The 12987-nt window shown below is 38.6% G+C and carries 16 protein-coding genes; 9 read left to right on the top strand and 7 right to left on the bottom strand.

Annotated elements, in window-relative coordinates:
- Positions 1-30: 30 nt before the first annotated feature.
- The gene (gene cysS / locus BQ7314_RS01005) at positions 31-1419 is read right to left on the bottom strand and encodes a cysteine--tRNA ligase (protein WP_174481849.1); all 1389 of its coding nucleotides are present in this window, start codon (positions 1417-1419) and stop codon (positions 31-33) included.
- Positions 1420-1560: 141 nt separating this feature from the next.
- On the opposite strand from cysS, the gene BQ7314_RS01000 reads away from it, so the two are divergent.
- Together BQ7314_RS01000 and lpxH are read left to right on the top strand one after the other, a co-directional pair.
- Positions 1561-2142 (top strand): peptidylprolyl isomerase, encoded by a 582-nt coding sequence (locus BQ7314_RS01000; RefSeq protein WP_174481848.1) that lies wholly within the window; start codon positions 1561-1563, stop codon positions 2140-2142.
- 166 nt (positions 2143-2308) lie between these two features.
- Positions 2309-3034, top strand: coding sequence for a UDP-2,3-diacylglucosamine diphosphatase (gene lpxH / locus BQ7314_RS00995; protein ID WP_174481847.1), 726 nt, complete (start codon positions 2309-2311; stop codon positions 3032-3034).
- On the opposite strand, the gene BQ7314_RS00990 is transcribed toward lpxH, so the two are convergent.
- From BQ7314_RS00990 to BQ7314_RS00980, 3 genes are all read right to left on the bottom strand, one after another.
- On the bottom strand, positions 3031-3183 hold the full coding sequence (locus tag BQ7314_RS00990; RefSeq protein ID WP_174481846.1) for a metal-binding protein: 153 nt from the start codon (positions 3181-3183) through the stop codon (positions 3031-3033). The two genes, lpxH and BQ7314_RS00990, sit on opposite strands and share 4 nt — an antisense overlap.
- 28 nt (positions 3184-3211) lie before the next feature.
- The gene (locus BQ7314_RS00985) at positions 3212-4942 is read right to left on the bottom strand and encodes an NAD-binding protein (RefSeq protein WP_174481845.1); all 1731 of its coding nucleotides are present in this window, start codon (positions 4940-4942) and stop codon (positions 3212-3214) included.
- 193 nt (positions 4943-5135) lie between these two features.
- Positions 5136-5519: a DUF6394 family protein gene (locus BQ7314_RS00980; protein ID WP_174481844.1), complete on the bottom strand. Its 384-nt coding sequence runs from the start codon at positions 5517-5519 to the stop codon at positions 5136-5138.
- 135 nt (positions 5520-5654) lie between these two features.
- Here BQ7314_RS00980 and BQ7314_RS00975 point away from each other — a divergent pair, with 135 nt between their 5' ends.
- Positions 5655-5999: a rhodanese-like domain-containing protein gene (locus tag BQ7314_RS00975; RefSeq protein WP_174481843.1), complete on the top strand. Its 345-nt coding sequence runs from the start codon at positions 5655-5657 to the stop codon at positions 5997-5999.
- Positions 5971-6396: an RNA-binding S4 domain-containing protein gene (locus tag BQ7314_RS00970; RefSeq protein WP_245394867.1), complete on the top strand. Its 426-nt coding sequence runs from the start codon at positions 5971-5973 to the stop codon at positions 6394-6396. The genes BQ7314_RS00975 and BQ7314_RS00970 overlap by 29 nt, the downstream gene beginning before the upstream one ends.
- Positions 6397-6406: 10 nt before the next feature.
- On the opposite strand, the gene BQ7314_RS00965 is transcribed toward BQ7314_RS00970, so the two are convergent.
- From BQ7314_RS00965 to BQ7314_RS00955, 3 genes are read right to left on the bottom strand one after another with little or no spacing between them, the layout of a single operon-like run.
- Entirely contained in the window at positions 6407-6739 is a 333-nt protein-coding gene (locus BQ7314_RS00965) for a TusE/DsrC/DsvC family sulfur relay protein (RefSeq protein ID WP_174481842.1), read from the bottom strand.
- Positions 6730-7020 carry a sulfurtransferase complex subunit TusB gene (tusB, locus tag BQ7314_RS00960; protein WP_174481841.1) on the bottom strand — a complete coding sequence of 97 codons (291 nt, stop codon included), beginning with the start codon at positions 7018-7020 and terminating at the stop codon, positions 6730-6732. Before tusB ends, BQ7314_RS00965 begins: the two co-directional genes overlap by 10 nt.
- Positions 7020-7340: a DMT family transporter gene (locus tag BQ7314_RS00955; RefSeq protein WP_174481840.1), complete on the bottom strand. Its 321-nt coding sequence runs from the start codon at positions 7338-7340 to the stop codon at positions 7020-7022. Before BQ7314_RS00955 ends, tusB begins: the two co-directional genes overlap by 1 nt.
- 77 nt (positions 7341-7417) lie before the next feature.
- Here BQ7314_RS00955 and BQ7314_RS00950 point away from each other — a divergent pair, with 77 nt between their 5' ends.
- The 5 genes from BQ7314_RS00950 to BQ7314_RS00930 all read left to right on the top strand — a co-directional run bounded on the left by BQ7314_RS00950 (position 7418) and on the right by BQ7314_RS00930 (position 12912).
- Complete coding sequence (locus BQ7314_RS00950; RefSeq protein WP_174481839.1) at positions 7418-8158, top strand: flagellar brake protein; 741 nt, start codon at positions 7418-7420, stop codon at positions 8156-8158.
- A gap of 4 nt (positions 8159-8162) precedes the next feature.
- A complete protein-coding gene (xseA, locus tag BQ7314_RS00945; protein ID WP_174481838.1) occupies positions 8163-9515 on the top strand; it encodes an exodeoxyribonuclease VII large subunit in 1353 nt (450 codons plus the stop codon).
- Complete coding sequence (locus BQ7314_RS00940; protein WP_174481837.1) at positions 9508-10347, top strand: M23 family metallopeptidase; 840 nt, start codon at positions 9508-9510, stop codon at positions 10345-10347. Before xseA ends, BQ7314_RS00940 begins: the two co-directional genes overlap by 8 nt.
- A gap of 25 nt (positions 10348-10372) precedes the next feature.
- On the top strand, positions 10373-10699 hold the full coding sequence (locus BQ7314_RS00935) for a YbjQ family protein (protein ID WP_174481836.1): 327 nt from the start codon (positions 10373-10375) through the stop codon (positions 10697-10699).
- Between the two features lie 902 nt (positions 10700-11601).
- Positions 11602-12912 carry a SpvB/TcaC N-terminal domain-containing protein gene (locus tag BQ7314_RS00930; RefSeq protein WP_174481835.1) on the top strand — a complete coding sequence of 437 codons (1311 nt, stop codon included), beginning with the start codon at positions 11602-11604 and terminating at the stop codon, positions 12910-12912.
- Positions 12913-12987: the final 75 nt, after the last annotated feature.

Below are 12987 nucleotides of genomic sequence, written 5' to 3'. Positions count from 1 at the left end.
GTAAACATATTCTATAATATTCAAATAGCTTTACTCGTAGCGCCAACTCGTCCCCGTTGCAACATCTTCCAAAACAATGCCCTGAGCCTTTAAATCATCGCGAATTTTATCAGCTAATGCCCAATCTTTATTTTTCTTTGCGGCAATACGTTGCGCTATCAATGCTTCGATAGCTTGCTCTGCTAAACCGCTGTCTTGCGTGCCATCTGCTGTTTTTAAGAATTCATCGGGGTCATCCTGCAAAATTCCTAAAACACTGGATAACTCTTTTAATTCGGCCGCTAATTGCGCAGCAAGTTCAACATCATTATTTTTTATTTTATTCAATTCTCTTGCCATATCAAACAAAACCGCAACTGCCACAGCGGTATTAAAGTCATCATCCATTGCTTGCTTAAAACGCAACGTATAATCCGTTGCCTGCACATCTGTTGCAACAACAACGCCACGTAAAGCAGTATACAGTCGCGTAACAGCTGAGCCCGCATCATCTAATTGTTCGTCAGAATAATTTAAAGGACTACGATAATGACTGGACAATACGAAAAAGCGCACAATTTCAGCGCGATACTGCTTCAGCACTTCTCTAACAGTAAAGAAATTACCTAATGACTTAGACATTTTTTCTTCATTAATACGCACAAAACCATTATGCATCCAGACATTGACAAACTTTTCGCCAGTCGCTCCTTCAGACTGAGCAATCTCATTTTCATGATGTGGAAACTGTAAATCCATGCCGCCACCATGTATATCAAAGTGATGCCCTAAGCAGCGTGTTGCCATCGCTGAGCATTCTATATGCCAACCTGGGCGTCCTCGTCCCCAAGGAGAATTCCAATACGGCTCATCTACTTTAGACTTTTTCCATAATACAAAGTCAAACGGGTTCTTTTTGGCTAAATTCACATCAACCCGCTCACCCGCCTGAAGTTCATCAAGCTTCTTACCTGATAAAGCACCATAGTTAGCAAATTTATCCACTGCATAAAAAACATCGCCATTACTACCGGTATAAGCCAAACCTTTTTCAAACAGAGCTGTAATCATTAGGATAATATCATCCATCGATTTTGTTGCTCTAGGCTCAATATCAGGAGGTAATACCGATAGTTCACGCTCATCTTCATGCATAGCATCAATAAAGCGCTCCGTTAATTCACTAATCTCTTCTTTATTTTCATTAGCCCGCTGAATAATTTTATCGTCAATATCCGTGACATTACGTACATAAGTCAAATCGTACCCCGAATAACGTAAGTACCGCGCAACAATATCAAATACGACCATGACACGTGCATGGCCTATATGACAATAATCATAAACCGTCATACCACAGACGTACATACCTACTTTACCTTCAACTTTAGGTGTAAAAACTTCTTTTTCTCTACTTAAAGTATTGTAAATTTTTAACATTTTGCGTCGCTACTCAGGGTAAATTAATCTTAATAGCTCGTAGTATACGAGCTTAACTAATCAATTTTCCAAGATTAACGCTTCTCTTTCAAGATAAAAACACATAGAATTTACCTTTTGCATCTTTTTATAGTGAGCATTATGCGTTCTTTAATCCTTTTTTTAATGCTGTCCTTTACTTCAACTTATTCTTTTTCAACGGAAAATAAAATGTCAGAAACACAAACTAAAGTTAAATTTCAAACTACATTAGGCGACTTCATTATTGAGTTAGACGCTGAAAAAGCGCCGATTACGGTAAAGAATTTTATTACTTACGTCGAAGAAGGCTTTTATGACGGTACCATTTTTCACCGTATCATTCCTGGGTTTATGGCCCAAGGTGGTGGTTTTGATACTAGCTTCGCCCAAAAAGAAACGCATGGCATGATCAAAAATGAAGCTGATAATGGCTTAAAAAATGACCGTGGCACACTCGCTATGGCGCGCACACCTGCACCTGATTCAGCAACAGCACAATTTTTCATTAACTATAAAGACAATGATTTTCTAAACTACAGCGCTCCAACACAAAATGGCTGGGGTTATGCGGTATTTGCTAAAGTGATTGAAGGTATGGATATTGTTGATGAAATGGCCAAACAAGCAACAGGTAGCAAAAACGGTCATCAAGACGTGCCTACAACAGATATTATTATAGAAAAAGCTGAAATCGTTCAGTAAGGAATGACCATTCAATAAATCCGAAACTTTAAGTTAAATAGCACTGCCTGTCCTCAAAGAGCTGGCAGTGATTTTGGGTATTATTGAATTTACCTCCTAAGTAATCCCCATAAACGGCTCATTTATGAGCCGTTTTTTCTTTAATATAATTTTAGGATTAATTCTAATGCCTAACGAAACGCTTTTTATTTCAGATCTACATCTAACCATTGAGCGCCCTGAAATAACACAAAAATTCCTAAAACTATTAACAGGGCGCGCCAAACAAGCAAAAGCACTCTATATTTTAGGTGATTTATTTGATACTTGGATTGGCGATGATGACTTTAGCCCGCCCATTAAAACGGTCAAAAAGCATTTAAAAGCATTAACGGAACAAGGCACCCCTATTTTCTATATACACGGCAATCGTGATTTTTTAATTGGTCAACGCTTTAGCAAAGAAAGTGGCATAACTTTATTAGATGAATACAGCGTCATTGATTTATATGGCACCCCCACCTTACTAACGCATGGTGACTTACTGTGTACTGATGACTTACCTTACCAAGCATTTCGCGTAAAATCACACAGCGAAGAGTGGCAAAAAAATGTTTTATCTAAACCATTAATATTAAGAATACTTTATGCACGCTGGTATCGTTTACGCAGCTTTTTCCATAAACGCAAAAAGTCGCAAGATATTATGGATGTTAATCAAGACACCATAGTGAGTGTTATGCATAAATATAAAACGACACGTTTGATTCATGGGCATACTCACCGCCCAGCAGTACATGACCTAAAAATTAATAATTTAAGTGGACAACGCTTCGTGCTTGCCGAATGGAAAAAAGAGAGTGCTAGCATTTTAGTGTGGACTGCCTCAGGGTACACCCAAGAAAGGATCTAATCGAGTAATTTATCGCCATTTAATAAACGATAAACTGAGACACAACCTGCACAACAAAATAGCTTTAAGCCCTCTGTCGTATTAACAGTAAAACCATTAATTTCTACAGAAAGTCCGCATAAAACACATTTAATTTCATTTTCTTTCATATTGCTCTCTCCTTTCTGTAAACCATCATTACGCTTTACTGAATCGGCGCTCATACCACTGCATAAAATATCCCATTGGCTTATATTGCCCTGTGCGTAAATAATAAAGCGTGTATTCACTATTAATAGAAGATTTCAATAAATATTTAGACGTGCTGGTACCACAAAAAAGCAATTGATCACCTTCTAAAATTTTATAATCTTTAGCCGGTAAGACAATTTCTTTACCACAAGATTTAATAACGAAGGGCACTAAATCCAACTCAACATCTCGATTACGAGGGTCAGAAATAATATGTCCTAGCAATACTTCTTCGCCCTCATCTAAAGCTTGAATAACTGCACTACTTTTTTCAGAATTAAAATCTATCGTCACTAAGCAAGGCTTTTGATTACCAATTTTCTCTCTCAATAAAACCAGTAAATTTTTAAGTATTTCCTCTCTCCCTGCTTTTTTAGCAAGTAAATACCTAAAAAAAGGTTTTAATAAAGGCGCAATTAATAATAACAATATTTTTCTTGCTGTTACCAAAGTAGGCTGCATAATCATATCGGCATTCGCCTCAGAGAATGCGACCTCATTTTCATGGCTATTTTGGCGCACAATAGTAAATAAATTTTTATTCAAACAACGAGCATTTAATAAAGTACCTAAATTGTGCCCATCATCAGCATCAGCGGCCAATAATCCTACTGCCTCATGAATACCAGCCCGACTTAATGTTTTGGCATTAACATGACCAATAACATAAGTATCAATCTCTTCCTCTTTACGCCTAGAATGCGGATCAATAACCGCTGTTTTAATACCATTTTTTGTCAGTACTCGGTTGGCTTCAAGACCCATGCGCCCATAACCACAAATAATCCACCCCCCCAGAGGGGGTTGAATATAACTATCTAACGTCGCTCCTTTATCTCCTACTAACCAATTATTTAAAGCATAAAAAGCGGTGTTATTAATACTCGCATTAAGCACTCGCGCAAAGGTTTTAAACGGATCAACAATATGCACCTCCCCCCCTAAAGTCGATAAAGTTTCTTCAAAATCATCTACTTTAGACATGGTAATAATCCTCGTTTGAGGATTGAGTAAACGCACTATAGCCGATATCTTTAGATTTGCCTCTTCATTATTAGTAATACAAACAACGGCTTGACATCTTTCACTCCGCACTCCAGCTTCTAATAAATATCGTGGAATACTGGCATTTGCACATAAACCTGGAACCGCTGTTTTATAATTGCGTAATTTTAATGCTTGAATACGATCTTCACTTTGGTCAATAACAATGACTCTTAAGCCCGCTTCATTCATGCCTCTAACCAAGACGCTCCCAGTATCACCAAAACCACAGACAATATAAAATGGTCCAGCAATACGATTTACATTTTTAGCAAATCGCCACTCTTCAACTGCACGTAAAAAATAGCGATTTTGAAATAAACGAACAATACTACCCAGCGCATAAAACCAAGTCACGACACTGACATACAAACAAACAATTGCCCATAAACGCTGCGCATCACTAAAAACAAAAGGAATTTCACCAAAGCCTGTTGTCGTTGCCGTATAAGTCATAAAATAGAAAGCATGAAAAATACTTAAATACTGAACCTCGCCATTCAACTCAGGGCCTGGAATAAACACCATCCCTAAAATGGCCAGTGCATAGACAATTAATATGGCCATTAGGGGGGCACGCATCTCGCGCATTACAATAAAAGTAACGCGACTTATATCCTGGCTTGAATTCATAATTTATATCAATACTAAGTTCTATTTAAAGAGTTCTGTACTTAGGCAACTCACAATAAATCCCTATCACCTTGCTAGCCTTTTGTCCGTCTTCTTTATGATAAAAACTGCGTAGCCAGCTATGCGCCAAGCCTACGCCTTGAAGACCAACACCCCCTATGCAATACAGGTGGTTTATTGATTTCTCCTTACCTTACAACCTTGACATTAAGGTCTCGGAAACTAAAATAACAACCGAAATTATATTAGCGACCAAAGCTCCCCCCGCAAGAGCAATAATGCTTGCCATTACATCAGGCGTAACGCCTGTACCAGCAATATGTACAGCAAAAGTCCAACGTAATGCGGCAGCAATTAATTCAAAATCAGCAACTAAACTAGTCGCTAATAAAATTGCCCCAATTTGCGAACGGTCACCCAATTTTAAACCTGTTGCAATTAAGTTAACCACAACCACAGCAAACAGCTCAAAAACACTGTGATGGGCTGCATTATCATATTCACCCAGAAAAAACCCAACATTTAGTGTGAGTGATAAAACAATGAAAAAACCAAAAATAACTTTCTCAAAATTCACAGGAGACCCTCAATAATAAAGCACAAATAAACGTTTATTTTACCTTAAAATAGCAGTAACTCATGAAAAAACTAGACTTTAAATATTATTGTTTGCTAATATATACGTTTAAATCACTTAGCAAAGAGGCTTATTATGAAAATGACAGCAATGGACTTAGTAGCAAACGCCAAACAAAATATTTCTGAAATATCTGTCGCTGAAGCAAAACAAGATCTATCAGAACACCTTATTTTAGATGTTAGAGAGCCGGCTGAATTTGCTGCAGGACAACTACCTAATGCCATCAATATTCCTCGTGGCGTACTGGAATTTCAAATTAACAACCACCCTGATTTTGCAGGTCAACACGCTGCGAAAATTATTGTCTACTGCCAATCAGGTGGGCGCTCTGCTCTAGCTACCGAAACTTTACATAAGCTAGGCTATACTAATGCAGTGAGTTTAGCGGGTGGCTATAAAGCATGGTCTGAAAGCTAAAGTGCAACAACTCGACTCTATTAGGCTAGATAAATGGCTCTGGGCTGCGCGTTTTTTTAAAACGCGCAGACTCGCCACCGACGCGGTATCGGGTGGTAAAGTTCATTTGAATGGACAACGCACTAAACCGAGTAAAGACGTTAAAGTTAATGATACTTTAGTCATTCATAAAGACCAGTACAGCTGGGATATTACCGTATTAGGTATAAACGCCCAACGCAGACCCGCTGCAGAAGCCATTTTATTATATTCAGAATCAGAAGCGAGTCGCTTAAAACGTGCGCGAGATGTCGCACAAAGACGTGCGGAGCGCCTACTGATATCAGATGAACCCACGCAACGTCCGAATAAAAAACAACGTCGCCAGATTCATCGATTTAAGCAAAGTGAAAACTAAGTAAAAAATACTATAAACAACTGGGCGGTTTAGGCAAACCCGCTATCTTAGCCGCATACTTTAATGGCCCTTCAGGAAATAATCTTAGCAAATACCGGCTACTCGATTTTTCTTCACCTAATGTATTCTTAATAGCTTTAGCAAAAACACGCGCATTGGGTAAATATTGATAGTCTTGATAAAACTGACGAAAAAATAATAGAATTTCCCTATGTTCAACACTTAAAACAATCCCCTCTAACTGAGCAAGATATACCGCTACCTCATCATTCCATTGCGTCATATCACATAAAAAACCTTGCTCTGTTACTTCAATATGTTGCCCCTTTATTTCTAATTCCATGTTTTAATCACTTCATGCTCAGTCGTTAAAGTAACAAACCCTGAATAATCAACTCGCTTGATATTCGTTATGATCTCATCATGCACAAGCCCTCTTGCTAATAAATCAGGCTCTAAAACATAACACTGGAAATTCTGACAATACTGCTGTAATTGCTCAGCAGTTTGCGCTTTGCTATACAACGCTAACACAGCACTACCCATAAAAATTAGCGCATCTCCTTGTGCAATCCGCCGAAAAAAAACATCGTATTCAACACGTTTATTCAGAATATGCAGCATTATTCACCCGTAAATAATTTCAAACCCACTACGCCCATAATAATAAGTGAAATAGATGATAAACGGTAAATATCTACTGATTCTTTAAATAAAAAAATACCCGCGATGGCAATACCTGCTGCACCTACGCCTGTCCAGATTGCATAGGCAGTCCCTAAAGGCAAGGTTTTAATCGATAACATTAATAAACCAAAGCTTCCTGCACCTGATACAGCGGTGACAATTGAAGGAATTAATTTGGTAAACCCTTCATTATATTTGAGACTCAAAGCAAAAAATATTTCTGCAATACTCGCCCCCATTAAATACAGCCAACCCATCTTCCCTCCCAATCAATATACAGATAATACAGATTATTCTACAATAGCTTATTCATTGCTTAATTATTTATTTGCTTATGTCTTCAGAACCCAGTTTTTCTATCAAAAATAATGCTGACATTCTGCGCAAACTGACCCTTATATGGCAACAAGGCTGCTTAATTAGCGCACACTTTGGAGAAGCTAAAGAGTCATTCATCACTGCGATTACAGATGTTAACAAAAAAAAACAAACATTAACCTTAGATTGTGCGCCCAAAGATTACTTGAACAAAAAACTTCTTGAAGCTGACGAAGTTATATTTAATTGCGTCGTTTCAGGCATACAAGTTCAGTTTTCACATAAGAGCATAGTAACAACAAATATAAAAGGTAGCACAGCCTTTTTATTATCTACCCCTGAAACACTCTACTGGATTGAACGCCGTAAGTTCTATCGGGTTAGATCACCGATATCTAACCCGGCTCTATGTACCATAAAAGTAAAAGTCACCTTAGATAATCAAGAGGAGGTAAAAGAATTAGCATTAAAAGTTCAAGATTTAAGTATTTCTGGTTTATGTTTACAAATAGAAGCTGAAGATTTAACAGACGATTTTCAAATCAACAATACACTCGATAACTGTTTTATAGAACTACCAGAAATAGGTCATTTTTATATTGCCTTAAGAATTCGTCATCAACGCCCATTAATACCCGATAGAGATGATAAAACTCAGTTGATTGGCGTACAACTTATTAATGCCTCTCCCGCTACTGAAACAAAAATTCAATGTTATATGCAGCTAGTCGAACGAGAAAATAGGAAAAAAAGCTAAATCAATGGACTCCTTTAGTCACTCAGCAACAAAAGTTTTTAGTGTGTCGCAACTTAATAGTAGCGTCAAATCCCTATTAGAACAGAATTTCTTTGCTGTACAAGTCAGTGGTGAAATTTCTAATTTAAGCCGCCCTTCATCAGGGCATATCTACTTCACTTTAAAAGATGAGCGCGCCCAAGTTCGTTGCGCAATGTTTCGTAGCCAAGTACAACGCCTTAAATTTCAACCCGAAAATGGTTTACAAGTTCAAGCAAGTGCGAATGTTAGCTTATACGAAGCACGAGGCGATTATCAGTTAATTATTAATCAGCTACAAGAAACCGGTGATGGTGCGCTACGCCATGCTTTTGAACAACTTAAAGAAAAACTCGCAGCAAAAGGACTGTTTGCCTCTGAACATAAAAAAACGCTGCCATTGATACCGACTTGCATAGGTATTATCACCTCACCTTCCGGTGCTGCAATACGCGATATACTCTCAGTATTAAAGCGCCGTTTTCCAATAATTCCCATTATCATTTACCCCGTCATGGTACAGGGGGATGAAGCAAAATACGCCATTAACCAAGCCATTATCAATGCTAATCAACGCAAAGAATGCGATGTTTTGATTTTAGCTCGTGGTGGTGGGTCTTTAGAAGACTTATGGGCTTTTAACGAAGAAATGGTCGCCAAGGCTATCTTTAAAAGTCGCATTCCGATTGTCAGTGGCATTGGGCATGAAACAGACACCACAATAGCAGATTATGTCAGCGATTTACGCGCTGCAACACCAACAGCCGCAGCCGAACATTGCACCCCCGATGTTCAACAATGGTTAGGGCAATTTCAAGCCTATGAATATCAGCTAACGCAATTAATACAAAACAAATTACAGCAGCATACTCACCATTTAGACTGGATCACTAAAAATCTAAATCAGCAGCACCCTGGCAAACGCTTACAAATACAAGCACAACGACTAGATGAATTAGAATTGCGCTTAAAATCTACTTTGCAAAACCAATTAAACCAAGCAAGATCAAACCTTAAAGCGCATCATGCTCAGCTCTGGCAATTTAATCCAGCACATAAAATACAACACTTAAAAAATCACTCTTTAACACTTAATAGCCGCTTAAACAGTAGCATAAAAAATACACTGCACGAGAAACAACAAAAGCTCACCTTACTAAGCCAAACACTGAATATTGTCAGTCCATTAGCAACTTTGCATCGCGGTTACACATTAACCAGTAATGAAGAAAACGTACTACTTAGATCAAGCGCACAATTAAAAGTGGGGCAAACGATTAAAACACGTTTCTCTAGCGGTACAGTTACCAGCATAATACAGGAAGTTAATCATGAATAAAGCCCTATTAGCCTGCTTATTAGTTATTCCCCAATTAGCATTCAGCAGCCCATTACCCAAACAATTAGCAGTCCCAGGTGGTATTGTTAATATAGAACTAGGCCCGATCACTAGCCCTGCGCCTCAAGCCCTGTTTCAAAAAAAACGCGTCTTAGTTTTAGAAAATGACCACAAATGGGTCGCCGTCGTTGGTATTCCTCTCAATACCAAAGTAGGTCAATACTCGGTTACGATACAGTCAGGCAAACAAAAAACGCAAAGCAATTTTGAGGTTAATGCTAAAGACTATCCCGCACAATACATCACCCTAAAAAATAAACGGATGGTTAACCCCAACCCAGACGACCTTAAACGTATCAGCAGTGAGCGCCCCGCTATCAACAAGGCTCTAAATACCTGGACTGAACAGCCCGTTGATGATTTATCTTTTAGTTTACCTGTACAAGGTCGCTTAAGTAGCCCTTTTGGCCTAAAACGCTTTTTTAATAATCAACCCAAAAATCCACACAGCGGTTTAGATATTGCTGCATCAACTGGCACAGCCATTACTGCGCCAGCCCCTGGCGTAGTTATCAATACCGGCAATTACTATTATAATGGTAATACTGTCTTCTTAGATCATGGACAAGGTTTAATAACAGGCTATTTCCATATGTCGAAAATAACAGTACAAGCAGGACAGCTTGTAGAAACCGGCACTAAACTCGGCGAAATCGGTTCTACAGGTCGTGTTACAGGGCCGCATTTACACTGGAATGTTTATTTAAACAAAACCAAAGTAGATCCTGCCTTATTTGTTCCTGAATTAATGCAAACTGATACAGTACAATAAACTTACCTCACTTAAGGAAAACACTATGCAATTCTCCACAACGCCTGACATACCGGGCAAAATCATCACCGAAAATTTAGGCATTGTTGCTGGCAACGTCGTACAATCAAAACACGTAGGCCGTGACCTAATGGCAGGCTTAAAAAGCATTGTTGGTGGTGAAATAGCAGGCTATACAGAAATGCTTGCGGATGCCCGCGATACAGCTATTGAACGCATGGTTGACGAGGCAAAAAAACGCGGTGCTGATGCAATTGTTAATGTTCGCTTTACCACTAGCGCAATTATGGCCAATGCTTCAGAAATCCTAGCTTATGGAACTGCTGTAAAATTACAAAGTCAAGATAAATAATTCAATACCAATATTCTGTTGTGATTTTTACTCACATAATACAAGTTTAACTACTAAAGCTACATCTACAGTAAAATTAAACCTTATTAAGCACCCTAACAACGATATAAGTTATTGAATTATATAAGACAAGGTAAGAATGACTTATTTTTGTCCAATATAACAAAGTACTTGATTTTCCGCCTATCTAAACCCGTTCTTTGCAAGCTATCAACAGAGTTATCCACAAAAAATGTGGATAACTCTAAGCATAGAAAATACACCACAGCCACTCACTATAAAAGCTAATTTTATTCATTAACTTGTTCGCTTTACTTCTTGTGTTTTAAACACGGCAATAATTCAAATCTCTTCGTATTATCTGGGCGTAAAATAGTATGTAAAACTACAGGGAAGTACTGAGTAACCTATTCCATCATACTAGTGCGCCATCCTACCTCATGCAATAATTAAGACTCCTGTCGCCTACTGTGAACTAAAAATCATCACATTACTATCGCTCCGTTTCCCTTATTTTCAGCAGTGGGTACTTTAGCCCCGAACAAGGCGGTATGACTGAAATATCAGCGGTTTAATTCACTCGTAAACGCAGCATTGTGGTAGGGACAGTTGTTTATTGGGGAGCTTACGAAGAAAAGGTCTTGAATAAAATTATCTAGCACAAAGACGTTGTGACTAGAGTTTATTTGTATTGGGAAAGCGGCTATTAAAACACCTACAGAGAGAAGAAAAACACTTCCTTAGTTCTGCCTTACCTCATCGGGTAAGACAGAGAAAAGTGTACGGTAGTGAATATAAAGGTATAGACTAACGGAAAGTGTGATGAGATTCACAAAATAATCACGCAGTATTTTATTAGTCGCGTTTTTATCTTCATTAAATATTTCATTTGGGATAGTGTAATGGATCAAGATAAGCAATCTGCAACATCAAGTCAGGATAATAACGACTTTGTATCAGCACCTGAAATATCACTTCCAAAAGGTGGTGGTGCTATTCGCGGTATCGGTGAGAAGTTTGCCGCCAATCCTGTTACAGGTACAGGGTCTCTCACTATTCCCATTGTGACCAGCCCCGGACGTTCTGGTTTTGGGCCTCAACTTTCACTTTCTTACAATTCTGGTGCAGGAAACGGAGCTTTTGGTTTAGGCTGGGATCTGCCACTTCCTTCCATCACCCGAAAAACCGATAAAGGTTTACCTCAGTACCAAGATGCAGATGTATTTATTCTTTCTGGCGCCGAAGATCTGGTTCCAGTTCTGGTAGAAACTGCGGAAGGTCAATGGGAGCCAGAGATCGTTCCAGCCGTTACATTTGATAACGTAACTTATAGCATTCAGCGTTACCGGCCACGGATAGAAGGATTGTTCGCTCGTATAGAGCTTTGGACAAATATAACTGACTCAAAAGACCGACTCTGGCGTTCCATTTCTAAGGATAACATCACCACATGGTATGGAAAGACTGAGAATAGCCGTATTACTAATCCTAACGATTCAACACAAATCTATAGCTGGTTAATTTGCCAAAGTCATGATGATAAAGGCAATGTGATTAGCTATGAATATAAGTCTGAAAATTCAGACAGCATCAACTTATTTCAAGCCAATGAACGCAATCGAAATAGTAGCAGTCGTTCCGCCCAAAGATATTTAAAACGTATCAAATACGGCAATATAGCCCCCTACTTTCCTAATACAAACGCAGTACTCCCCTCAGAGTGGATGTTTGAGACCGTGTTTGATTATGGTGAGCACCATGATACAGCACCTAAACCAGATGACAGTGGCTTATGGGATGGTCGCCACGACCCATTTTCCAGTTACCGTTCTGGTTTTGAAATAAGAACCTACCGCCTATGCCAACGAGTCTTAATGTTCCATCACTTTGAAAATGAATCTATTGGTAAAAACTGCTTAGTACGTTCAACAGACTTTAACTATCGTCATCAGCAACTACCTGAAGACTCAAAAAGCCCAATCCTCACCGTTTTAGAATCAGCTATTCAATGTAATTACAAAAAGAAACTCGACAATTCCTACCAGAAAAAAACATTACCTCCCGTTGAATTTGAATACAGTAAAGCCAAAATTGATGATCAAATAAAAACCATAGATTCCGATAATAGAGAAAACCTTCCCATAGGTGTTGATGATAGCAGCTATGTAAGCGTCTATTCTCCCCACCTAGACAAACATCCCCAATTACTTTAAAGGCTTGATTTTTTCAGTTAAGTTCCAAGGTAGAAATTGATCCAATGCCTCTGGTTCATAATGCCTACCCAACTT

The sequence above is a fragment of the methanotrophic endosymbiont of Bathymodiolus puteoserpentis (Logatchev) genome (assembly GCF_900128525.1).
In the GTDB taxonomy this organism is placed as follows: domain Bacteria; phylum Pseudomonadota; class Gammaproteobacteria; order Methylococcales; family Methylomonadaceae; genus Methyloprofundus.
The sequence above is the reverse complement of the archived record's forward strand: the minus strand, read 5'-3'. Positions and strand labels throughout refer to the sequence as shown.